The organism is Chitinophaga lutea (assembly GCF_003813775.1).
Taxonomy (GTDB): Bacteria; Bacteroidota; Bacteroidia; order Chitinophagales; family Chitinophagaceae; genus Chitinophaga; species Chitinophaga lutea.
Window position 1 is genome coordinate 1,031,988 of sequence record NZ_RPDH01000002.1, and the last position, 22,629, is coordinate 1,054,616.

At 55.2% G+C, this 22,629-nt stretch carries 21 protein-coding genes and 1 tRNA gene; 11 read left to right on the forward strand and 11 right to left on the reverse strand.

Going from position 1 to position 22,629, the window contains the following annotated elements; all coding sequences use genetic code 11:
* Nucleotides 1-80: 80 nt before the first annotated feature.
* Together EGT74_RS16375 and EGT74_RS16380 are read left to right on the forward strand one after the other, a co-directional pair.
* The gene (locus EGT74_RS16375; RefSeq protein ID WP_158618185.1) at nucleotides 81-974 is read left to right on the forward strand and encodes a TolB family protein; all 894 of its coding nucleotides are present in this window, start codon (nucleotides 81-83) and stop codon (nucleotides 972-974) included.
* A 587-nt stretch (nucleotides 975-1,561) separates the two neighbouring features.
* Complete coding sequence (locus EGT74_RS16380; RefSeq protein WP_123847657.1) at nucleotides 1,562-2,017, forward strand: glycine zipper domain-containing protein; 456 nt, start codon at nucleotides 1,562-1,564, stop codon at nucleotides 2,015-2,017.
* A gap of 65 nt (nucleotides 2,018-2,082) precedes the next feature.
* Here EGT74_RS16380 and EGT74_RS16385 read toward each other — a convergent pair whose 3' ends face one another.
* Nucleotides 2,083-2,757, reverse strand: coding sequence for a LytR/AlgR family response regulator transcription factor (locus tag EGT74_RS16385; RefSeq protein ID WP_158618186.1), 675 nt, complete (start codon nucleotides 2,755-2,757; stop codon nucleotides 2,083-2,085).
* Nucleotides 2,758-3,124: 367 nt separating this feature from the next.
* Between EGT74_RS16385 and EGT74_RS16390 the strand changes: the two genes are divergently transcribed.
* The 6 genes from EGT74_RS16390 (at nucleotide 3,125) to EGT74_RS16415 (ending at nucleotide 14,225) form a co-directional block, all read left to right on the forward strand.
* A complete protein-coding gene (locus EGT74_RS16390; protein ID WP_123847659.1) occupies nucleotides 3,125-4,624 on the forward strand; it encodes a hypothetical protein in 1,500 nt (499 codons plus the stop codon).
* A gap of 96 nt (nucleotides 4,625-4,720) precedes the next feature.
* Nucleotides 4,721-5,995, forward strand: a complete 1,275-nt coding sequence (locus EGT74_RS16395) for a hypothetical protein (RefSeq protein WP_123847660.1) — start codon at nucleotides 4,721-4,723, stop codon at nucleotides 5,993-5,995.
* Nucleotides 5,996-6,013: 18 nt separating this feature from the next.
* Nucleotides 6,014-7,483 carry a hypothetical protein gene (locus tag EGT74_RS16400; protein ID WP_123847661.1) on the forward strand — a complete coding sequence of 490 codons (1,470 nt, stop codon included), beginning with the start codon at nucleotides 6,014-6,016 and terminating at the stop codon, nucleotides 7,481-7,483.
* A gap of 4 nt (nucleotides 7,484-7,487) precedes the next feature.
* Nucleotides 7,488-9,029 (forward strand): GH25 family lysozyme, encoded by a 1,542-nt coding sequence (locus EGT74_RS16405; RefSeq protein ID WP_123847662.1) that lies wholly within the window; start codon nucleotides 7,488-7,490, stop codon nucleotides 9,027-9,029.
* 181 nt (nucleotides 9,030-9,210) lie between these two features.
* Entirely contained in the window at nucleotides 9,211-11,619 is a 2,409-nt protein-coding gene (locus EGT74_RS16410) for a TlpA family protein disulfide reductase (RefSeq protein WP_123847663.1), read from the forward strand.
* 194 nt (nucleotides 11,620-11,813) lie between these two features.
* A complete protein-coding gene (locus tag EGT74_RS16415) occupies nucleotides 11,814-14,225 on the forward strand; it encodes a TlpA family protein disulfide reductase (RefSeq protein WP_123847664.1) in 2,412 nt (803 codons plus the stop codon).
* A 20-nt stretch (nucleotides 14,226-14,245) separates the two neighbouring features.
* On the opposite strand, the gene EGT74_RS16420 is transcribed toward EGT74_RS16415, so the two are convergent.
* From EGT74_RS16420 to EGT74_RS16445, 6 genes are read right to left on the reverse strand one after another with little or no spacing between them, the layout of a single operon-like run.
* Nucleotides 14,246-14,842, reverse strand: coding sequence for an alpha-ketoglutarate-dependent dioxygenase AlkB family protein (locus EGT74_RS16420; protein WP_123847665.1), 597 nt, complete (start codon nucleotides 14,840-14,842; stop codon nucleotides 14,246-14,248).
* Nucleotides 14,839-15,717: an ATP-grasp domain-containing protein gene (locus EGT74_RS16425; RefSeq protein WP_123847666.1), complete on the reverse strand. Its 879-nt coding sequence runs from the start codon at nucleotides 15,715-15,717 to the stop codon at nucleotides 14,839-14,841. Before EGT74_RS16425 ends, EGT74_RS16420 begins: the two co-directional genes overlap by 4 nt.
* Nucleotides 15,718-15,742: 25 nt before the next feature.
* On the reverse strand, nucleotides 15,743-16,456 hold the full coding sequence (locus EGT74_RS16430; RefSeq protein ID WP_123847667.1) for a 2OG-Fe(II) oxygenase: 714 nt from the start codon (nucleotides 16,454-16,456) through the stop codon (nucleotides 15,743-15,745).
* Complete coding sequence (locus EGT74_RS16435; protein ID WP_123847668.1) at nucleotides 16,453-17,307, reverse strand: methylated-DNA--[protein]-cysteine S-methyltransferase; 855 nt, start codon at nucleotides 17,305-17,307, stop codon at nucleotides 16,453-16,455. Before EGT74_RS16435 ends, EGT74_RS16430 begins: the two co-directional genes overlap by 4 nt.
* A gap of 19 nt (nucleotides 17,308-17,326) precedes the next feature.
* On the reverse strand, nucleotides 17,327-17,980 hold the full coding sequence (locus EGT74_RS16440) for a methylated-DNA--[protein]-cysteine S-methyltransferase (protein ID WP_123847669.1): 654 nt from the start codon (nucleotides 17,978-17,980) through the stop codon (nucleotides 17,327-17,329).
* Between the two features lie 34 nt (nucleotides 17,981-18,014).
* A complete protein-coding gene (locus EGT74_RS16445) occupies nucleotides 18,015-18,296 on the reverse strand; it encodes an Ada metal-binding domain-containing protein (protein WP_123847670.1) in 282 nt (93 codons plus the stop codon).
* A 144-nt stretch (nucleotides 18,297-18,440) separates the two neighbouring features.
* Between EGT74_RS16445 and EGT74_RS16450 the strand changes: the two genes are divergently transcribed.
* Nucleotides 18,441-19,187 (forward strand): YggS family pyridoxal phosphate-dependent enzyme, encoded by a 747-nt coding sequence (locus EGT74_RS16450; RefSeq protein WP_123847671.1) that lies wholly within the window; start codon nucleotides 18,441-18,443, stop codon nucleotides 19,185-19,187.
* A 265-nt stretch (nucleotides 19,188-19,452) separates the two neighbouring features.
* Here the strand turns inward: EGT74_RS16450 and EGT74_RS16455 are convergent, their stop codons facing one another.
* Nucleotides 19,453-20,247, reverse strand: coding sequence for a methyltransferase domain-containing protein (locus EGT74_RS16455; protein ID WP_220392892.1), 795 nt, complete (start codon nucleotides 20,245-20,247; stop codon nucleotides 19,453-19,455).
* Between the two features lie 220 nt (nucleotides 20,248-20,467).
* Between EGT74_RS16455 and EGT74_RS16460 the strand changes: the two genes are divergently transcribed.
* Both EGT74_RS16460 and EGT74_RS16465 read left to right on the forward strand, forming a co-directional pair.
* Nucleotides 20,468-20,540, forward strand: a tRNA-Lys gene (locus EGT74_RS16460).
* Nucleotides 20,541-20,669: 129 nt separating this feature from the next.
* A complete protein-coding gene (locus EGT74_RS16465; protein WP_123847672.1) occupies nucleotides 20,670-20,852 on the forward strand; it encodes a hypothetical protein in 183 nt (60 codons plus the stop codon).
* A 56-nt stretch (nucleotides 20,853-20,908) separates the two neighbouring features.
* Here the strand turns inward: EGT74_RS16465 and EGT74_RS16470 are convergent, their stop codons facing one another.
* The 3 genes from EGT74_RS16470 to EGT74_RS16480 form a co-directional block, all read right to left on the reverse strand.
* Nucleotides 20,909-21,340 carry a hypothetical protein gene (locus EGT74_RS16470; protein ID WP_123847673.1) on the reverse strand — a complete coding sequence of 144 codons (432 nt, stop codon included), beginning with the start codon at nucleotides 21,338-21,340 and terminating at the stop codon, nucleotides 20,909-20,911.
* A gap of 50 nt (nucleotides 21,341-21,390) precedes the next feature.
* Nucleotides 21,391-21,945: a DUF4468 domain-containing protein gene (locus EGT74_RS16475; RefSeq protein ID WP_158618187.1), complete on the reverse strand. Its 555-nt coding sequence runs from the start codon at nucleotides 21,943-21,945 to the stop codon at nucleotides 21,391-21,393.
* Nucleotides 21,946-22,157: 212 nt separating this feature from the next.
* Complete coding sequence (locus tag EGT74_RS16480) at nucleotides 22,158-22,625, reverse strand: hypothetical protein (protein WP_123847675.1); 468 nt, start codon at nucleotides 22,623-22,625, stop codon at nucleotides 22,158-22,160.
* Nucleotides 22,626-22,629: the final 4 nt, after the last annotated feature.

Consider the following 22,629-nt stretch of genomic DNA (forward strand, 5'->3'; position numbering starts at 1 on the left):
GGTTTTTCAGTAACTTGGGAAGGAGGCGCCCGCAAGGATCCAGGGCGGGAAGAATCTATCATCCAAAAACACAAACCCTTATGAAACGCCAGTTATACCGGTTCGCGGCAGCAGCATGCATTTTCAGTATCGTACGGTGCGGTACACCGGAGCGCGGCGGCATCCCCTACCCGCGGCCCCTTCCCGATTCAACGGCCCTCGCCTTTTTGCCGGGCATCGTTTCCGGCGATTCACTCGATTTTAATGCGGCCTTTTCACCTGACGGCCGGACGTTCTATTTCTGCCGCTCCGAAAAGGGCCGCTGGCGGATGCTGCAAAGCAGCTACGACGGAGAACGCTGGGAAATGCCTGTAACGGCGTCTTTTGCGGACACCGCGTATTCCCAGGCCGATCCCTGCTTCGGCCCGGACGGGGCGCTCTATTATATTTCGAACCGGCCGCGCGATGCGGCGGATACGCTGCCGGACTACGACATCTGGTTCGTTCGCCCGTTGGCGGGCGGTAAATGGAGCGCACCGGAAAACCTTCACGCCGTCAATTCAGACAGCACGGAATATTACGTTTCGTTTGCGCCCAACGGGAATATCTATTTCGCGTCCAACCGGCCGGGCGGTTACGGGTCATTTGATATTTATTGCAGCCGTCCGCGGAACGGGCAGTACGCCCTGCCGGAAAACCTTGGCGGGGCGGTGAATTCCGCCGCGATGGAACATGATCCCTTCCCCACGGCGGATGAAACCCTGCTGCTGTTCACTTCCGTGGACCGGCCGGGCGGTTACGGTTCCGGCGATATCTATTATGCAAAAAAAGAGAATGGGCAACGATGGGCTACCGCGCAGAACGCCGGCCCCAAAATCAATACACCCTCGTACGAATACTGCTCGTACCTCACGCCCGACGGGCTGTATTATTTCTTCAGCAGCAATTTCGACGTGCGGTGGATCAGCACGAAACATTTACCCGGAGGAAGGTAATTCAAACCGCGCCATGCGATGCATTCGTGCAGGGATACGGGGACGCATCTACTTGTTTGCTGAACTGCGCGCCTTTTTCTTATCACCTCCTTCAGCATCATTACGCCTTTCGGGCACGCATATACCTGTTTCCTGAACAGAACGCCCTTTTCTGCAACGCTCCTTCAGCATCCTCTGACGCCTTTCGGGGACCCATATACTTATTTTCCGAACTGAACACCCTTTTCCTCCATCGCTTCCTTCAGCATCCTGACGCCTTTCGGCCGATACGCTGGTCGCCATCCCCGCCCAGGAGGAAGCCTGGTACACCCCTTTCGTTAAAAACAACACCTGCCCCATTTGCCTGTCGCGCAAAACGGTTGTTCCCATCGTATACAGCTTCCCCACCCCCAAAATGTTCCGGCAGGCCCGGAGAGGCAAATTCCAGCTGGGCGGCTGTAGCGTTTCCTCCGGGCAACGCTACTGTAAAAAGGACGGATTCAGTTTTTAAAACAACCATAAAACCCTCTCCCACAGCGTATATGCTAAAACTGGCATGGTTTCTGCAATTTCAGGGCCGGATGTGATAAATCTTTAAAATTTTAACCATGAAACAGTTATTAGCAGTATTGGCAGCAACAACGGTATTAGCCTCATGTGGCGGCAACCCCGACACGGCGGCTATCGAAGCTGCAAGGCAAAACACGATCGATTCCATGAACGCGATCGCCACCGTTAAACAGCGTACGATCGACTCCATGAACGCAATAAAGGCCAACCGCGCCTCCCGGGCCGCCGCAGCGCCCGCTGTAAGCAATAACAGCGGCAACAGCCAGGAAACTGCCGCGGCAGCACCGGCACCGGCCGCTCCCGCCAAAAAGAAATGGAGCCATACCGCTAAAGGCGCCGTTGTAGGTGCCGGCGCTGGCGCCATCACCGGGGCCATCGTGAATAAAGACCGCCTGAAAGGCGCTGCCATCGGCACCATTATCGGCGCCGGCGTCGGGGCTGGTACGGGTGCGATCGTAGACCAGCAGGTGAAGAAAAGGAACGCACAACAATAATCACAGGTATATTTAGCAATAACGTTTGCTAACCCGGCGCTGTCTGTAAAAAGGCAGCGCCTTTTTTATTCTCCTTTTTTAATGCTGATCAGCCGTTGGGCGATGAGCTCCATAAACGGCTGTTTATACGTATCCCCGATCGTCACCGCCTCATCGTTCGGCAAAATGATCTTGTTCCATTCGATGGATTTGATTTGCTGGATGTTCACGATGAAAGATTTATGCACGCGCACGAACTGCCTCGGGGGCAGCTCTTTTTCCATTTCCTTCAGCGACAGGTATACGAGGTACTGGCCCCTTTCCAGCTGTATACGGATGTAATTATGGGCGGCCTGCACGTACAGGATATCGTCGTACAGGATCCTGACCAGCCGGCCTTTTTCTTCGGTGATGTAGAAGGAATACGGGTCGGGCGCGGCTTCAGGGGTGCCATGGTGGCTGATGATGAGTTGTGACTTCGTGACGACGCGGATGAAGTTCAGGTAAGTAAGCGGGGCCATCATAAAATCGGTCGTGAACTTTTTGTAAAGCGACAGGGCTGTTTCGCCACGGTCGGAAATGAATATGAGGTAGGAATTACGGCAGATAATGTCCATCAGCTCCATCCATTGCGGCACATCGGCATCCATGTCGAAAAAGGTGATGTCCGGCCGCATACCTGCAATCTCGCGCGTGGCCGCCGCTATGTCGCCGCTTTGGCCTGCAATGTACAGGGGCGCCGTTTTTTGGATGAATCGCATGAGGGTATCAGCAGATGTTCCGTTGCTGATGATATAGCAACTGGTCAATTTTCGTAGGTGTTTCATCGGATCTGGATAACGGTCTTTTGGGTAATGCCTCTCCAAATTACGGTATTATCAACTAGCAGCGCTCCGGAGATTTACGTACGGCAACGGGCGGTGTTCATCTTGCCGCAGAACGATTTGGGATAATAAATTTGACGGTGTCCCCGCTGCAAAATAGTTTCGGGACATCAATCGATTTTCTTTAACCCTTCAAAACCCGTATCGTATGCAACCACCTACAAGCCCCGCAGGCAGGCCATCGTGTGCCCGCCGGAGTTAACCCGCAAGATTCACCTTTTTTCTATCCTGAAAACTATTACAAATGCCTTCAGTTATTCCTTACGACCCTTCCCTGGTGCTGGGCAACCTCGTGAACCAGGCCGCGCTCGACAACCTTGTGGCCGTGAGCGCCATCCAGGCGCCCATCGATGCGGCGGAAGATAATCTCAACGCGCTCATTGCCCTGAAACGCAGCATCGACATGACCATCCAGGAGCTGATCAACATGGGCATCGACACTACCGACCTCGTGAAAGAAAGCGCCGAGGCCGGGAAGTCGATACAGACCGCCGCGGTGGATTACGCCAAACAGAAAGTGGACGGCGCTTCCAAGATCTACGCGCTCATGCAGAAAGTGGCCACGGTGCACGAAGAAGTGGAAAGCCCCATCGACTACAACAAAACCCAGATCAAAACGATGCCGCTGGCTGCCGACTCCCTGAAGATGAACGTGCAGTACTTCTCATTCGACGAAAACCAGCAGGACGCCTTCACACAGGCCGCTACCGTAAAGAGTTTCGTGAGCAGCGAACTGGACATTCTCGGCGACTCATTCAAGGAGCAGGCCAGCAGCGCGGCGCAGGACCAGATGAACAGCCAGTACCAGAAACACAGCATTTCGGGCACGCTCGTCATCAGCATTACCTGTACGCATAAAGACGCGCTGCTGCTGGCGCCGTTCATCATGGACGTAGACAAGGCCATCAGGGTATGGAACAAAATCTATCCCGGCGACATGCTGAAGATCAACGACCCCGCCAGCATCGCCAAAGCCATGGCGCAGACCGACACACAGAACGAAAAATCACTCACCCTTTTGAGTGGTGCCACCTACGGCTCGTGCTTCATCGGCATGGTGCACATCCTCAACACCACTACCACCACTTCCACCGAAACGGCCTATTCCGCAGCGGAAAGCCTCCAGAGCCAGTTCGCCATCGGCGGGCTCATCGAGCACCTCAGCGGCGGGTTCGGCGTGGACAGCACCTTTTCCGCGGACGCGAAGAACCTGCTCAGCACGCAGAACATCACCTCGCATGTTTCCCTGGTGACCATGGGCTCCATTCCCTCCATCAAAAGCAACCAGGTGGCGCTCGGCGTAAAACAGTTCGCGTCGTTCGACGGGGCCACCGCCATGCAGCAACTGGCGGCGTTGCAAAACGCCACGGCCGGCGATATGGATACGGTAGATTCCTCCGCTACCGCAGCCAGAACGGGGCAACAGATGCTTTCCATGCAGAACGCGAAAATCCAGGGCGTGCTCACCGGCCTGGCGGACATCGACGACGGGGCGAACAAGATGCTCGACATCAACTCCATGATGGACGCGATGGACGATTACATCCAGAAAGCCCTGGCCGGCAACATCGGCGTGCCGATCAATTATTACCTCAAACCCATCACCAAATCACAGCTGGCCGAAATGTGGGTGAGCAAGTATTATCCCAACAAGTACACCAGCGTTTCCGGCGACGACAGTACTCCGTCCGGTGGCGGTGGCACTGATAATTCAGGTTCTTCAGGCGGTGGCGCTACTTCATAACCGCCCTTCTCTTTCTGCTTCTACCCTTATTTTTTTTACCCGCTCTGCTGCTTTACCGGCGGACAGGGCACCTCATTCACCCTAAAAATTTCCATCATGGCCAAAGTACAAAAGGGCATCCTTTCCGATGCCACAGACGCTGCACTGGATGCAGACGTGATCATGACCGCTGCCATCATCGGGCATGCGTTCCAAAGGCTCAACACCGGCAAGAACTGCCGCTTCGACCTGGAAGTACAACTCAAACCCGGCCAGCCCACCTACCTGCCGGAACTGGATCTGGAGCCGGCGGATGTGCAGCAGCAGATAGCCGATCACCACAACGCCCTCGCCAAAATCAACAAGGCGCTGGCCAACGGCGGCCTGCCGGCCGGCAAGGTGGCGCAGCTGGGCATCACGCCTTTTTACGACCTCGCCGGCCAGAAAGTGATCATCGGCGGTACGGGCAACATGGCCGTACAGGATGCGGACCGCTATGACCCCGGCAACTGGAGCAGCGACATGGCGAAGGAATTGTACAACGTGGCGCTGGGCACCCTGAAGGATACCAACGGCCACCCCATCAAAGTAGGTTACCAGGGTTTCGGCGCTTACACCGGTTTTGTGGACGGGCGCCAGGGCGGGCAAACCGGCCTGATGAGCACCTACCGCTTCAAGGTGCCCGATGCCGCCAACCGCTGGATACCTTCCGATAAATCGTTCCCCAATCCCAAACTCGGCGCACAGATCGGCAACGCACCCGACCAGCGCGCCGCCTGGGGCATCATCGGCAAAAACTCCGACCAGCCCGGGATACAACAGGAAGGCATGTATTTCCAGGACCAGGATACCGCGCGCGGCCAGAGCCCGCTGACCGAGGCGGACATTGCCGGGTATGTGCACGGCATGATACAGGCCATCTACGATGTGGAATGGCGTAAAAGCCAGCCCGGCGCGAAATCAGGCGGTACGCCCTACGAAATAGCCGTGGGCTCCAAAACCAGCAAGCTGGCCTCCTGCTTCACCTGTTCCATTTTTATGGAGGCCACCGGCCACCCCGCTTCGTCTACCCACCTGGGCAAAGGAGAATCGTGGTGCGTGCTGCACCCCACCGCCACGCCGGCAGTAACGCCGCAGGACAAGGCGCGGCAGGCCTCCAACGACAAATGGGCCGCGTATTGCCAGCAGATCCTCAACAAAGGCATGGCCTGCATGGTGACCACCAAGGCCAACCTGCTGAACCAGGATCACGAGGGAAGTTTCGCCGCCCTGAAAGCCTACCTCGCCAACAGGAACACGCCCGACAAGGCGTACGATTTCGCCAACCTCATTCTCGATGCCGTTACCGTATCGCAGAAAGAGTACCTGCGCGTGATCTCCACCCTTGCATAACCGGATAATGCTGCAACAATGCCTTCATCCATTCCATATAACCACCCGTCGCTGGTGCTCGGCAATATTGTGAATCCCGACATACTGGCGAAACTCCGGCAGATCGGCGTTATACAGGCACGCATCGATGCGGCGCAGGATAAAATGAACGCGTACATCTCCATGAAACGAAGCCTCACGATGACGGTGAACGAGCTCCTCGGCATGAATGTGGACATTTCAGCATTGACGGCGCGGGTGGAAGAGCTCGACCGCGAGATCGCGCAGTCCGCCGCCGATTACACCGGCGCCCGCCTTTCGGCGGAAACGGAACTGCAGGCGCTCAAAGAACAGATCAGTGAAACAACGGTGGAGGAAGTGGCGGAAAGCCCCGTCGACTTCGACCGTACCGGCATCCGGAAAATGCCTTTGGCCGCGGATTCGCTGCAGCTCGACGCCCAGTATTTTTCGTACGACGAAAACGAGGAAGACAATCCCCTGGGCACACAGGCCAGCATCGAAAACTATATCCGTGAATCCACGGCAAACCTGGGAGAGCGCACCGCATCGAATATCAGCGGGAAAGCCGCGGCACAGATCGGCCTGCAACGCAAAAATCACGACCTGGCAGGCACGCTCGTGATCACGGCCAGCTGCACACACAGGCAGGCGGTGCTGCTCTCCCCTTTTGTACTGGATGTAGACAAGGCAGTGAGCGTATGGAACAATCTCGGCACGAATAAAAACAATCTGATAGAGACCACGGACCCGACAGGCCTGCGCCGGGCAGCGGCGCAGGACAAAGATGCTCCCGGAACAGGTATGTCCATACTTTCCGGTTCCACCTGCGGCTCCAGCTTCGTAGGCATGGTGCATGTGCTGAAGCAGGACGCCACGGGCAACAGCGGTCCCTCCATGTCCGCCGTGGCGGCCGGGCTCCAGGAACGTTTCAAGATCGGCAGCTGGTTCGAAGAATCTTCCGGCGGCTTTGGCGTGGACCCTTCTTTCTCTTCAGACATCAAAAACCTGCTCAGCACGCAACGCATCACCTCGCACATCAACCTCATCGTGATGGGCGTGGTGCCTTCCATCCGCTCCAACCTCGTGGAGATGGGCGTAAAGACTTTCGCGGACGTTGACCCGGCCAAAATAACGGCCGGCCTCTCCGCCATCAGCAACAGCACCACGGCCGCCGAGAGCACGGTAGACCAGGCCGCCGCCACCGCCAAAACCGGCGCGCGCGTCATCAGCATGCAGGGCGCCGCCATCCAGAGCGTGATGACGGGCCTCGGCAAAATAGACCAGGCCGGCAACCAGGTGATGGACATCAATACCCTGATGAACGCATTCGAAGATTACCTCGAAGAAGTGAAGAAAGGCGATGCCGGCGTGCCCATCAGCTTCCAGGTCAAAACAGTGAGCCGCAGCGACCTCATCCGGTTATGGCTCGCCAAATATTATCCCGACGCCGGCGGTAACGACACCCCGACGGACAATCCTCAAACATAAACGTATGCGCATCTTTAAAAAACGCCGGAGCTGCCTGCAATGGGCGGGCGCGTTCAGGAATTTCCGCGACCTCTGTGAGACGCAGTACCGGCGGGCCGTCCAGGCGAATGAAGAATACATCCCCCTGAAGGGGGATAACATCAACGAAGCCGCTCTCACCGAACACATGCCCGCCATCAATACCTATACCGGTACAGGCAGCCGCCTGCCGGATATCCGGGACCTGATGAAAGGCCCCACCGCCACGCACGACGCCGGCCTGCTGCTCTCGTCCCTCTACAGCCTGCAGTACGCCAACGAAGAAATGGAAATGATGCTGACCGAATTCCGGGAGCGGTACAAAACTTACAAAAACGATTATTACACCCACCTGTACGAGCTGGTGCGGCTGCACGACGAGCTGAACGGTTACGTGAAAGGCAAACATCTCAATGAGGCCGCCGGCAAATGGGTGGACGGTTACTTTAAAATATTCGCGGACTGGATGCGCAAGGGCGCTGACAAAGCGGCGGACGTATTGCAACAGGCCGTCATCACCCCACTGCTGGCGCTGAATAAAAACAGTCCCGGTACACCATTCATCCATCTTACCACGGAGAACGCCCTGCAATGCAGCAGCGCCTACAGCAGCATGCATACGCTCGACACGCAATTCCGCAACAGGCTGCAACATTACACCCGGCTGTACCGGAAAGCCCTGCGTTTCCTGAAAGTGCTGGCCCCGCATATGGAAATGCCGCTGCTGCGGGAAAACCGCCAGCCGATTTTTGTGTATGCGCTTATGTTCGTGCTGCTGGCGACGCCCTTTGCGCTGTATTTTTGCAACCGGCCCACCCCTGCCCAATTGCCCGTAGTGGAAGCGGATACGGTACCGCCCCAGCCGGATCCCAAACTGGCCAGACTGCATGCCGCGCCGGTGGTGTATGGCCTCGACGTATCGAAGTACCAGGGTAACCTGCTGGAGAAAATCACGGACTTCGACAGTATTTATTTTGTGATCTGCAAGGCCACCGAAGGGCTCACCATGCGCGACGGCACCTTCGCCGCCAATTGGGAAATGCTGGGGCGGACGAACGTGCTGCGCGGCGCTTATCATTTTTTCATCAGTTCCGACGACCCGGAGCGGCAGGCCGCATTTTTCCTGCAGACGGCGATGGGCGCCGGCCAAACGGACATCCCGCTGATCATCGACGTGGAAGCCGGCAGCCTGAAAGACAGCATCCCGGCCGACAGCCTGCAACGCCGCCTGCTGGCCTGCCTCAGTTACCTGGAGCGGCAACATGGGCGCAAACCTATCCTGTACACCAACCTCAGTTTTGCCAACGTTTACCTGCGCAACGAGGTGTTTGCCGCTTTCCCGCTCTGGCTGGCGGAATACTCCGGCAAACCCAAGCCCGTGCTGCCGGTAGCCTGGCAGAAAACGGGGCATACGTTCTGGCAGAAAAGCGCGTCGTACGTCATTGATGCGGAGACAACGGATTACGATGTATTTAACGGGAGCGGCGCGGAGTTGCTGGAGTTTATCCGGGCAGACAGTCTCCCCTGACGGAACGTACCCGCGGTATACGTTAAAATAATGCTAAACTCGCTGCCGGGGCTACGGCGGCGTAATACCCCGTTAAAAGTTTTGATTACATTAGGGTGATCAATTCCAGCTGAAGTACCCATACAGAACCCGCAGGAAAGCATGCTTCAGTTAACCGCCATTCACCCTAATACGCATACCCATGAACGTAAAGAAGTTGCTACTCGCCCTCCCGGCGCTTTGTTTGGCCGCCGCCGCTTCCGGTCAACAACCCGTGCCTGTTTTAACCTACAAGGTCGATTACATCAAAGACCAGATTGGCAAATCGGCGTTTACGTCCATTTGCCGGTTCAGGATACTGGAAAAGTTGCCGGAGGGAAAACTCCGTATGGAGGCCACCCGGCTGAACTGCCGGCAACTGAAAAGCCTTCAGCCGCCGAATACCGCCAGCCTCATGGAAACAGGGATCACAGACACGGAGATCCTCTTCAACCTGCTTTTATTGCAACAGCCTGTAGAACTGATCTTCGATCCCGCCCGTACATTTCTGCCGCAACCGGCGCTCGAAAAACTGCTGGAGCAAAAGGCTGCGGAGTATAGCCTGAAACCGGAGATTGTCAAGACACTGGCGGGTAATCTTCCCGCCTACCTTTCCAGGGAAATGCACGCCGCTTTTTTGCAGGCGCCCGCCAACGCATCCAGCTGGCAAAGCGCGGATTCGACATTGCTGTATTCCGCTACCGGCGGAGCGAACGGCATCCGTCTCTTCAGCGCCACCAGGAACCCGGCCAAACAAGGCCCGGGCAATATCCGGCACGTCAGCAACAATACATATAAATGGGATGCGGCGGGCGGCAAATTGCTGGAGGCCTATTTAACCTACCGGGCCAGCGGCAATTCCCAGGGCGGCAACAACGCCCCCTTTCGTTATGCGGACACCATGCGCATGGAACTGCTCGATACCCCGGTCAACTATCCCGCCGTTACGCCGGAACACGTAGAGTGGCTGATAAAAACCTCCCGGTGGAGCTATGCGCTGAATGATGCAAAAGGGTTTGATTACGACTCCCTGAAAGTGATCGCCTTTCTGCAGAAAATGGATCCGCTTTTCAGCGGGGAAAAGGGTTATATCGCGAACAGGCTCGACCTGGTGCAGGGCATCCTGATGAGGAAGCACTACGATGATTACGCAGCAGTGTTGCGGAACACTCCCAACGAGGCCATGCAAGGCAGTGCCTCCCACCTGCATAACAAGTTGCAGAATGTATGGTATGAGAATACTGATAGCGCCATGCAACTGCTGGAATACCTCGCCGAAGCCCGTCCGAAATCCGCGGAAGACTGGTTGCAGTATAGCCTGGCGCAGGGGCTTTTTGTAAAATACGACAGCGCCATGCTTGCCGAAGCAACAGCATCCTGGAAGGCCGCCGGCGAAAGCGAGGAAAAAATTGCGGCGTTGCGGCATCAGGTGAGCATACAGGCGGGACAGGCATCCACGCTCATTGGCCGGGCTACCCAAAGCGGCCATCCTGTTGTGCGAAACGCCTCCCGCCCCATGTATCTCAGCCACCAGGCGGAATTGCAGGGCCACCCGGATTCCCTGCATGCCATCGCGCAGCAATTCCGGTCGCTTTCCCCCATAGAAAAGAAATCGGGCAATGCCGGCCGGTACGCGCTGATGTTGTATAAAACGCTCGAAGAAAAAGGACAGCGGGCCGATGCGGACATTATCCTGAAGGAGGCCATTGCAGCGCTTGAAAAAGGCGCCACGGACACCCTGAGCAAAAGGCGCTTCACCGATCAGAACATGCTCGCTTACGCCTATTACCTGCAATACGAAGCGCTGAAACCGACCGACAAACGGCTCGCCATGACCTACCTGTCCAAAGCCTCCGCCATTTCACCGCGCTCCTCCACGGAATTGACGAACGACAGTTTTTACGACCGGGTCATGCTGAAATCGAAAGAAAGCTACCGCGAGGAATTTGCGGCCGCCCTCGTGAAAGAAGGCGATACAAAGGAAGCCATGAAGGTGCTGGCGCAGGAAATCAACGCCGAGCCGGGTATTCTGCCGATGGTACAGCAATCGTTCGCGAAATATTTACCCAACCTGGATTTCAAGGACTTCATCACCAACACGCTCACCCGTTCCTGGAAAGAGGCGCCTGATTTTACGCTCGCCGGCTATAACGGCGGCACCTACAAACTCTCCGACTTCCGGGGAAAATGGGTGCTGCTCGACTTCTGGGGCACCTGGTGCAACCCCTGCCGCAAAGAACTGCCGCAGATCGACCAGGTTGCCAAAAGCCTCCAAAACAGCCCGAACGAGGCCTTTCTGTCCATTGCCTGCTTCGACACCCCGGAAAAAGTAAACAGGCTGCTCACCGGGGAAGGATATACGTTCCCCGTGGCCATGTCGGACAATAAAGTGCAGCTGGCATTCAACGTAACAGGATACCCCACGAAATTCATCATTTCACCGGATGGCAAGATGCTGCCCGTTGCTTTTTCACAGGACTGGAAAAGTATATTCGAACAATTCAGTAACCTGCAAAACACGGCGGTCAAACCCGCAGATAAAAATGCCGGCGTCAACAAGCGGATGAATTAACAGGGGGCGCAACCCCACCTTCCGGTTATTCCATAACGGCCCGGAACGCGGGGTTGCCCCTGCATATGACGAAACCGGCCTGTACCCGCTATGACCGACCGGAAGTTTTTATTACATTAGGGCACTGAAGTCCCGCACGGAACCGTAGCATAGCCAATTCTTCAGTTAACCACCAGTCAACCTAATCGTGTACCATGAAACTTAAACAAATTCTGCTGACCCTGCCCGTGCTTTGCCTCGCTGCCGCCGCCTTTAGCCAGCAAAAGGGCCCGGCGCTCAACTATAAAGTGACCAGTTCCGCCGACCAGTTCCGCAAAACGGCGGCCTCTTCCATCGTGCAATTCAGGGTGCTGGAGAAACTGGAAGGCGGCAAGCTGCGCATAACGGCTACCCGCCTCACCTACGAGCTGAAAGCGGGCACACAGGCCATCAATACGGCCAGCATCCTGGAAACCAGCGTGCCGGACACCGAGGTGCTGCTCAACCTGCTGTTATTGCAACAGCCGGTTGAATTACTGTACGACCCTTCGAAACCGATGATCCCCCAGCCCGGCTTTGAAAAACTGCTGACGGAGCGGGCACTGGCGCTCGGCGTGAAACCGGAGCACATTAAAACCATGGCCGGCAACCAGACGGTTTACCTCTTCCGGGAAATGCGCGCCGCGTTTTTCCAGGCGCCGGCCGGCGCTACGGGATGGCAAAGCGAAGACTCCCTGTTGCTGTATACCTCGCGGCCACCGGCAAACGGCATCCGCGTCATCAGCGCCGTCAAGAACCCGGCCAAAGCAGAACCCGGCGACGTCAGGTCGCAATATGATAACGTTTACAGGCTGGATGAAAAGTCCGGCCATATCGTTGATGCAAAAATCATTTACGGCGCCACCGGCACCTATGTGACGGAAGGTAAAACCATTCCTTTCCGGATCACAGACACGATGCACCTGGAATTGCTGGATGCCCCGCCCGCCTACCCGGCCGTTACGCCCGAACAGGTGGAATGGCTGGTAAAAACATCGCACTGGAGCGAGGCTCTCAAAGATGCCGTGGGCATTGAATACGACAGTGCCAAAGTCGCCGCCCTGCTGCAGAAAACAGATCCGCTGTTAGGCACGCAGAAAGGATACGCCCTCAAAAAACTGCACCTGGTGCAGCAGGCCCTGTCGAAGCGCGATTACAATGTTTACAATAAAGCGTTGCAGGATGCGCCGCTGGAGGCGTTGAAAGGCGACGCCATCCACCTCCATAACCGGTTGCAGGATGAACGGGAAACAAACGCAGACGACGCCGTTGTGCTGGCCGGCTACCTGGCCGCGGCCCGGCTGGATTCGTACGAAGAATGGATGCAGCACAGCATGGCCCAGGGCCTCTTTGTAAAACTTGATTCAGCCACCCTCGCGTGGATGAAAAAAAGGTTCGGGGACGAGGAAATCCCGCCCGCCGAGCTGGAGAAACAACGCAGGGAAGCAAAGGCACGGGTCGAAAGGTCCGCCTCGATCGTAGGCCGCCTGAGCGCCCACCCGGATACCGCCGTCCGTAACGCCGCCCGCCCGATGTACCTCACCTACCTTGCCGAACAGGCCGTGTCACCGGATTCACTGCGCGCGATCGTTTCACAGTTCCGGGCGCTGTCGCCGGCGGAACGGGCAAGCGGCAATGCCGGCCGGTACGGGCTGATGCTGTACAAGGCGCTGCTGCAAAAAGGCATGACGGCCGAAGCATCCGGCGTTTTACAGGAAACCATAACAGCCCTCGAAAAAAGCGCGGCGGATAGTCTGAACCGTAAACGCTTCACCGACAAGAACATGCTGGCGTACGGCTACCGCCTCCAGTCCGAAGCCCTGCAAGCCACCGATAAACGGAAGGCCATGGCCCTGCTCGCCAAAGCAGCCGCCGTGTCGCCCCGCACCGCCGTTGAGCAAACACACGACAGTTTCTACGACCAGGTGCTGCTGCAATCGCAAAGCAGCTACCGCGAAGAATACGCGTCGGCCCTGCTGAAGGCCGGCGCTTCCAAGGAAGCGATGAAAGTGCTGGCCCAGGAAATCAACGCAGACCCTATCCTGTTGCCGGCGGTACAAAAATCTTTCGCGGAGCATTTACCCGACGTCGACTTCAAAGACTTCGTCAACAACACGCTCACCCGCAGCTGGCAGGATGCGCCCGATTTCACGCTCACCGGGTATAAAGGCGGCACTTACAAACTGTCCGACCTGAAAGGGAAATGGGTGCTGATCGATTTCTGGGGCACCTGGTGCCAGCCCTGCCGCAGGGAACTGCCGGAGATCAACAAATTCGCGCAAAGGGTGCAAAACAGCGCGGAAGAGGCTTTTGTGTCGATTGCCTGCGGCGATACGCCGGAGAAAGTGGACAAGCTGATGACGGCGGAAAAATACGTCTTCCCCGTCGCCATGTCCGACCAAACCGTGGAAAAAACCTTCAAGGTCCGCGGTTATCCTTCCAAGTATATCATCTCGCCGGACGGGAAAATGCTGCCTGTCGCATTCGGCCAGGACTGGAAAATGATCTTCGAACAGTTCAGCCGGCTGAAAAACGCCACGGTAAAAGCGGAGGAAAAGAAGGCCAACGTTAACAAACAACTGAATTAAGCGGGGAAACCCCACGCCGGTTATTCCACGATGGTCCGGAACGTGAGGTTGACCCTGGGTTTCAGGATAACGGCGGAAGGAGGCACACTGTGCAGCCAGTGCGTTTGCGTTTCACCACGCATCACCAGCAGGCTGCCATGCTGCAGTACGATGCCCCTGGTTTCTTTCGTGGTTTTATGTTTGAGCATGAATTTCCTTTCGGCGCCCAGGCTGAGCGAGGCGATGGTGGTGTTTTTCCCCAGCGCGGCCTCGTCGTCGCTGTGCCACGACATCCCTTCCGACCCGTCGCTGTACAGGTTCAGCAGGCAGGAGTTGAAGGCCGTGCCCAGTTTTTCTCCCACCAGTGTTTTCAGTTCGAGCAGTTCCGCCGTCCAGGGTTGCGCCTCGCGCGTTACGCCGGAATAGGTGTAGCGGTAGCGTTCGTTGCCGTACCAGGCCACCTTGCGTTTGGTGTTGCGCAGTGCGCCGTTCACGAACACCTGGTCGTGCTGCCAGGGGATCTTTTCCAGCAGCGCCTTCAGGTAAACGTCCGGATTGCTGAGCAGCGGACCGTAATAATTCACTTCGCCGTCGTACGGCAGCAGGTTGCTGCCGTAGGGCGTAAAGAGGTCTATCATTGCAGGAAATGCCGTAAGGCTTTGTAGTAATTCTCGAATCCCTGCGGGGCGGTGCTGAGATAGAGATACGGCTCGATCAGCTCCAGTTCCATCAGGTAAAACTCGTCGTCGCGGATGAGGCCGTCCACGCGGGCGTACAGCGTATCCGCCCCGAAACGGCGCACGTATTCCGCCGCTTTTTCTTCAAACGCCGCGGTGGATGCCGCCGTCCGGAAGGTACCGCCGTGATAGTGCTGTACCCGGAAATCCCCGTCCTTCGGCACCTTCAGCAAACTGTGACTGAACTGCCCGCCGAAAAACAGGAAAGACCATTCGCCCTGTTCCACTTCGGGCAGGTAAGGCTGCGCGAGATAGTCTTCTTCTGCGATCAGGGCGTACACTTCCGCTTGCCGGGCCGTTACTTCATCCTGCGGCAGCAGCAGCGTGTTTTTAGCGCCGGCGCTGACGCAGGGTTTCACCACGATCTTGTCCGTGTTCCATTGCGTGTATAACGCCGCCAGGTCGGGGCGGCTGCCCCGCGGCAATAATACCGTGGGTATCACGGGCAGGCCGCTGCCGGCTATTTCAACGAGGTATTTTTTGTTGCTGTTCCAGATCACGCGGTCGGGACTGTTCAGCACCCGCACGCCCTGTTGTTCCATCGCCCGCAGCCAGGCATAAAATGCATCCGGCTGCTCGTGGTAATCCCAGGGCGATTTCAGGATGGCCGCGTCGAAGGCCGTCCATTCCGCGGCGGGGTTGTTCCACACCACCATTTCCACGGCCAGCCCTTTGTCCTGTAACCATGCCTGCAGCTGCGTGTCTTCATTATCGTTCACGCCGGCCGAATATTTCTCCTGTACCTGGTAGGTCACCAGTGCGATCTTTTTTGCCATTGTATCCTGCTTTGGCTGCAAGTTATCAACTTAATCCGTCATGAAAAATTATGCCCATGCTGTGGCGCCGGCCGCTGTGCAGCGGGCTGACGCCGTGTTTCATGTTCACCCGGTAGTATCCCCGGCTGCCTTTGGCCGCCCGGAAGTTGGTGGTGAAGATCACCATGTCGCCCAGCGCGGGTTTCAGCACATTGGCTTTCGATTGCGCGCGGGGGATCTGTTCCGTGATCACGAACTCGCCGCCCGTAAAGTCTTCGTCCGGTTCGTTGAGCATGAACACCATCTGCATGGGGAAAAACACTTCCCCGTAGAGGTCCTGGTGCAGGGTATTGAAACCGCCTTCCCCGTATTTGAGGATCAGCACGGTGGGTTTGGTTTGTCCTTTTTCCTCGCACAACTGTTTCATGGCCGCGTGGGTGGGCGGAAAGCGCGTGTCGATACCCAGTTCCTGCATCCACTGGTTGGCCACCGGCGCAATGTGCTGGTACACGTTTTCGCGGAGGCTGGTGATGATATGCGGCAAGGGGTAACGGAAATATTTGTACTCCCCGCTGCCGAAGCGGTACCGTTCCATGTTGATGGTTTTGCGGTAGGTGTCGTCCGCGTCGTATTCCGCGATCAGCTGTTCGCACTCGTGTTTGTAGAGGATTTTCCTGATGATTGCAAAGCCGTTGTCGTGCAGCGCTTTGTTGATCTCCGGCCAATTCTGTTCCGTTATTCTTTCTTTGATCGTTTTCATGCATTGTCTTTTTGCTGCCGGGCTGCTTCCCAGCCGATGATGGCGTTTTTCCGGATGCTGCCCCAGTGGTATTCGCCGATTTCGCCGTTGGCTTTGATCACGCGGTGGCAGGGAATGAGAAAGGCGACGGGGTTGTTGCCCACGGCCGTGCCGGCGGCGCGGAAGGCCCCTTCGTGGCCCGCGCGGCGGGCGAGGTCCGCATACGTGGTGAGACCGCCCGGCGGTACTTTCAGCAGCGTGTCCCATACCTTGATCTGGAAATCCGTGCCCTTGAGGTGCAGCTTGATCTCGTCGAGGCGGCTCCAGTCCTGGCTGAATACGAACAGCGCGTTCTGCTGTATCATGTCCACCCGCTGGTGATACTGCGCATTCGGGAACACCGCCTTCAGCTGTGCGAAAGCCGGCTCCTCCCCTTCGTCCGCAAACGCCATGTGGCAGATGCCCTTATCCGTGGAAGCCACGATCACCGCACCGAACGGCGTATCGGCAAAAGAGTAATTGATGTGCAGCGACGCGCCGCCGTTTTTGTATTCGCCCGGCGTCATGCCCTCTATCTTGATGAACAGGTCGTACAGCCGGCCCGTGCCCGACAGGCCCGTTTCAAAGGCCGTATCGAAGAGCGAGGCGCCCGTGTTCTTGAGGATTTCCTTCGCATGTTCCACGCTGAGGTATTGCAAAAACTGCTTCGGCGTAACGCCGGCCCATTGCTGGAACATCCGCTGAAAATGGAAAGGGCTCAGGTGCACGTGCTCCGCCACTTCTTCCAGCCGCGGCTGCGCTTTAAAGTTTTCCTTAAAGAAGCCGATGGCCGATGCGATCCGTTTATAATCCAGTTCCTGTTGTGTTTCCATGATGCCTGATTTTAACGCACTACAAAATTAACGCAGCCTGTTTTGCCGGGAAACCCGCTTCTTGCGGTGTTGCTTCCATGGAGAGCAGCTGCTGTTTGCGCGCCGGTCCCCAGAAGTACCCTTCAAACTGCCCGTTACTGCGTACCGCGCGGTGGCAGGGAATGAGGTAACCCACAGGATTGTCCCCTACCGCTGTGCCCGCCGCCCTGGCCATCTTTGAGCCGCCGCCGAGGGCGCTGTAAGTAGTGAGCCCGCCGGGCGGGATGTGCAGCAGTTTCTCCCAGACGGACCATTGGAACGCCGTGCCTTTTACGTGCAGGTGCAGCGGCAATCCCGGCGTGCCGGGGTTGTTGAACCATTGCACCGCTTCGCGCTGGAATGCGTCCGTATGCCGGTCGAGCACCGCTTTCGGATAACGGCGGCGCAGGTCGGCTATGGCAATATCGCTATTATTGTCGGTAAACCCCGCATAACAGATGCCTTTGGACGTGGAGGCCAGCAGTATTTCACCCAGCGCCGTTTTGTGCGTGCTGCAGTGAATGGCCAGGCCCGCTTCTTCTTCCCGCCGCATTTTTTCGATCACCACCCCGCTGCTGAAAGCTGCATCCGGCACCGTGTTGCGGATGCGGCGGAGCATGGCGGCCGGTTGTAAAGTTGCTTCGTTCGTTTTCATGTGATGAATATTTTATACCACAAAATTATGTTGATCAATGCCCGCGTTCAACCCGTTTCTTGCTTGCCTTCCACTGCCGGTATTTTTCCGGGAGGCAGGCGCCGCAGGGGCGGTAGCCATGGGCCAGGGCTTCGTTTTCGTCCGTAAAGAACACCCGGTTCTCCACCTTCATGCGTTTGCCCGAACGGCAGTGCAGCAGGCCGTAAATCCCGCCTTTTTTATACCCGCCCAGTGTCACAGCGCCGGCGCGGATCAGCGAAGACAGCTTCCGGTGGCGGTTTTCATTATTGTTGCCCAGTTCGATGTGATGATACATAACCCGGCAAAGTAACTGCGATAGAAGGGAACCGCCAACCCGGTTCTTGCGATAGCCCGGATGGGCCAGAATTTCCATTTTCAGTAAAAAACGGATGAACAGATTATCCTCTATGTGGCTGACCTTCAGTGATTATTTTTTGACATGGAATTAACGGAAGCCATCAGGCAGCAAACTATACATATACAGGAAAAGATCCGGCGCGCCTGCATCCGATGCGGGCGCCGGCCGGATGAAGTGCAGCTGCTCCTGGCCACCAAAACCGTGCCCCCCGAAAACATCCGCGCCGCCATTGCCGCCGGCGCAAGGCTCATCGGGGAAAACAAGGTACAGGAGCTGCGGGACAAAGATGCCGCCCTGCAAGGGCTGGACATCGAGCGCCATTTCATCGGCCACCTGCAAAGCAACAAGGTAAAAGATGTATTGAAATACGCCGGCTGCATCCAGTCCGTAGACCGCATCAGCATCGCCGAGCAGCTCGACCGGCGTTTGCAGGCCGAAGGCCGCGGGCTTGACATCTACGTGCAGGTGAACACCTCCGCCGAAGACAGCAAATTCGGCATCGCGCCCGCCGAAGCCGTCGATTTTATCAAAGCCCTGCGCCCCTTCCGGTCGCTGCGCCTAAAGGGCCTGATGACCATCGGCCTGCTGGACGCCGACCCCGAATGGCGGCGGCCTTCCTTACGCCAGCTGCGCCTGGTGCGCAACAAAATCATGCGCGAAGGGATTGAGGGTATCGGTGAACTGGGTTTATCGATGGGCATGAGCGGCGATATGGAAATGGCGATCGAAGAAGGCGCCACCCTGGTGCGCATCGGCACCGCTATTTTCGGCAACCGCATACCCGGCAAAGAAGTGTGGGATGAAACAGCGGCAGCCAATTCTCATTGAGTGTAGTGCACAGGTGTGATAAAACAAAAAAGGACCGGCGCCTATTGCCGGTCCTTTTGGTATGTGGAGGTTTCTTTTATGTTGGAGTGATTTCAGGTTCTTTTAGTATGTGGTAGTTTCTTTTATGGTGGAGTGTTCCGGTTATTTCGTGCTGAAGTATTCCGGGATAAGATATTTTAGGTTAAAGGCCGCTTTGAGGCACTCCCGAAGTTCCGGCCGGCAGGAGCAGTTAAGCTGGGAATTTTCACATTGTAACAAGTCGTTCTCAGAGAACACCCTGCACATCCGTCAGTTTCATAATCATCTGCTGCGCTGAGGCCGCTATCCACGCATCGTATTCGTCGATGGCGGTGAGGCGCTCCTCCTCTGTTACATACCCGCTTTCCACCATCTGTTGCCCCCGCGATTCCGCTACCACCGACCAGATGCGCACCTTGGCTGTGAAGTTCTCCGCGCCCCTTGTATACACCTCATCAGCCGGCAGGCTCACCACATCCCGGAAGCCTGCTTTGCGGAAGAGCTCCGGCAGGTGGAGGGCGATTTCATTGTCCATGCCCGCATCGGCGCGCCATTGGAGAAAAGCCTGGTAGAATTGCCGCATGCTCTGCGGTGGTGACGGCTGCCATTCCAGGGCTACGTGGTTGTAATCCAGCACGGACACCTTTCCGCCCGGCGCCAGCAGGCTTTTGAATTTCAATAACGCCTCGTAGGGATTGCCGAGCCATTGCAGCACGCGGGCCGATACGATGAGATCGAATTTTTCCACCGGTTCGTACTGGAACAGGTCGGCCCGGAGGAGCTGCAGGTTGGTGATGTCCGCATGGTCCGATTGTCCTTTTGCGATGAGGTGGTCGCTGCTGTCGATGCCTACCGCCGTTCCGGTGGGGCCTGTGGCCTTGGCGAGTCCCGCGGTGATGGCGCCCGTGCCGCAACCTACGTCGAGGATGCGCATGCCGGGTTTGATGCTGGGAATGATGGTGGCGTAGCTGTTTTCGAGGCTGCGGGCATCGAGGATGACGGAGGTGCCTTTCGGCATTTTGGCGCGGTCTATGGAGGACATGAGGTGTTTTATTGGCCTGAAAGTAGGTAATTTTCGGGGAAGGTGGGTGATTCGGGGTAGTGAAGCCTTCTGCTGACGGGTAATCATCGGGGAAGTGCGTTCTTCTGCTGGACGGCAGAGGTAAAAACAAGCCGAAGCTGCAGCATTTGACGCAAGTAACTGGGACTTTAAGGATGAAATCGATTTTTTTGAAAATATTTGGTAGATTCGTTGCTACCATGACTCTGTAGCTCAGTTGGTAGAGCAGCTGACTCTTAATCAGCGGGCCTAGGGTTCGAGTCCCTACAGGGTCACAGGAATACGAAAGGCTTCAGAACAGGTTTGTTTTGAAGCCTTTTTTGGTTTGATTGTGTAATTACCACACCATAACTGGCCGTAGGCATCAGCCAAACTTATTAATAGACGTTTCAAACTATAACGACATGGGATACATTAGAGAACCGAAGGGGGTTGATTTTGTGGTAGATCCTAAACCTTTGACAGAGAAAGACAGAGGAATTATCAGCGAAATCATTGCCTACTATAAGGCAACTGGTCGTAAGAAACGTATTGCTGTTAGAAATCGTACCGCTGGCACTATTAAAAAGCAGAAAGCTAAACACTGATCAACACTGCATGGTAAAAGTTAGAGCGTTCTATTTGCCATGCGAAGGGCATGATACTATTCGATTACTTCAAAGGAAAACTTCCTGTTACTCTTTTGTACTAACTCCCAGGTAGTTCCAGTGTGAATATTTAGTAGATAACAATCGCTCAAAGTCCCGCCTCCTAGCCAGAGCTGGTAGTTTATCTTATCGGGCACAGTATTATTTTCCTCCGAATGGTTTACAGGAATTTCTACAAATACAGTTTTGGGTTCATTAGGCAAGGTGACAATGATTTCCACTTTTCCAACATACTTGTCAAGTCTGAATGTATAGATTGATGAAATTTCAGACTGCACGATTTCATAACGTCCGCCGCTCGTAGAAGATTTAACGGCTTGATGTCTTTCCTGAGAATAGCCATTGAGACTGTACACCAGAAGCAATGCAAATAGGGCATTTTTCACTATGAAACTATTTAGCGACAAGATACATTTTTGCTTGAACATAAATGTACCCAGATAATTTATCAAAACTCAAACAAATCTTATGAGTGTGGCTACCAGTTCTCGGATGAAAACCCTGCGGAGCCCTTCATTGTTGCTTTCATTTCAGCAATAAAGCGCTCAGCATGTGCAGCAGTCTCCGTTTTTATTTTCTCCCAACTCTTTCGTGGCATGTACAGCCCGCCACATGCAGGTTTGTCATTTTCAAGAGCTCCACCGGTAAATGAACTATTTATACGGTCCTCGTGGACAAAATCAGTAACTGAATATCTATACCTTCCGTCTTTACATTGGATCGTAAATTTGAACGCGACCCGGCCGCCGTGGCTTTTATTTAAGGGATTGATAAAGTTCCTTGGCATGAGCGCTTTCGTAACAATAGTGGTAGTGTTTCCATCTTCTAGCTTGGTGACGTCAGATGCTGAATTGAACGCATTCGCGACGAAAAGTCTCGCGCGTGAGTAAAGTGTACCTGCATTGACTGAGTCTGTTGTAACAACCTCGGAATATTCTACTATCCCTTCTTTGTTTATAGGTAGTTTGCCATTGCCGTTTTGAGCAAATACAGTGGCCGGCATCAGGAGGAAAAGAAATAACCAGTTTTTCATAGCATCGGGTTTGACGGCCCAAATTACCATTTTCTGCGGACGCAAGAGACACTATACATAACACACTAAAAATCAACGAAATACTTAAAACCTAATCTGCGTCTTCCCTGTCAAAAAGAAAATGAGACTGCAAAGACGCCGAATTGTCGTTAACAATATTAGATCATGTAGAATGTCTGTCGTTTTCTGCGGAATGAATTTCACCCAAAATATCATCCAATTTTGTTACTCGTGTATATTTTCCTAAAGCCAGGATCAATTTTTTTGAGTTTTAGACTAATATTCTGAATCTCCCCATAAGCCCTCATGAGCGGGTCATCAAGGCCTTCAAATAATGTAGAAAATGATAAGGCAGTTGAATCTCTGTCTTCTAATGCAGAATCAAAATATTCTTGGGGATCTCTAAAATGCCATCTCGTTTTGGATTCTCCCCAATATTGTGTTATACACAAGTTATTAGTAAGGCGTCTAAGAGTATTCAAATGGTCTGGTATGTAACCTGGATTCTTTAGATACCCTCTAACCAGGTCGCTAATATGAGCATTTGAATAAACCGCAGCAATCCTCTTGTCCTGAATTAATACTTCTAATTCAGATAACTGTTCTTTTAAAGGGGAAGATTGCTCACCCACCTTTTCCATTTTGTTGAACACATTCCAGTCCAAATAGACAATTTTCATGAGG